This window comes from Desemzia sp. FAM 23990, assembly GCF_045528485.1.
Lineage (GTDB): Bacteria > Bacillota > Bacilli > Lactobacillales > Carnobacteriaceae > Desemzia.
This window is the reverse complement of record NZ_JBGQQW010000096.1, coordinates 1-255: the sequence shown is the minus strand read 5'-3', so window position 1 is coordinate 255 and position 255 is coordinate 1. Positions and strand designations below refer to the sequence as shown.

Annotated in this window: 1 protein-coding gene; it reads right to left on the bottom strand. The window is 36.1% G+C overall.

All coding sequences use genetic code 11. The features are described from left to right. Positions 1-203 (bottom strand): UPF0236 family transposase-like protein (locus ACEN4I_RS13620; protein WP_407103317.1); only part of this gene is annotated, 203 nt, incomplete at its 3' end. Between the last annotated feature and the right edge of the window lie 52 nt (positions 204-255).

The following is a 255-nucleotide window of genomic DNA, read 5'->3' as shown; positions in this document are numbered from 1 at the left end:
TTTCGTAAAAGAAGGGGAGAAAAAGCCTCTCCTTTGAGAAAACCCATTTCTTTATCCAACGGATAAAGGGCTTTTTCTCCTGCCTTTTTCATTCTTCTTCGTTTAAAGTTTACTTTGCCAAAGAGAAATTGAATGGTACGAGTATCTCGTTTTTCTATTTTATAGCCCGTTTTTTTATATTCTTCAGCTAAAGCATCATCCATACATTCTAAAGCTTCTCCGGTTATTTCACTGATCCACTCTGAAAAATAGGCG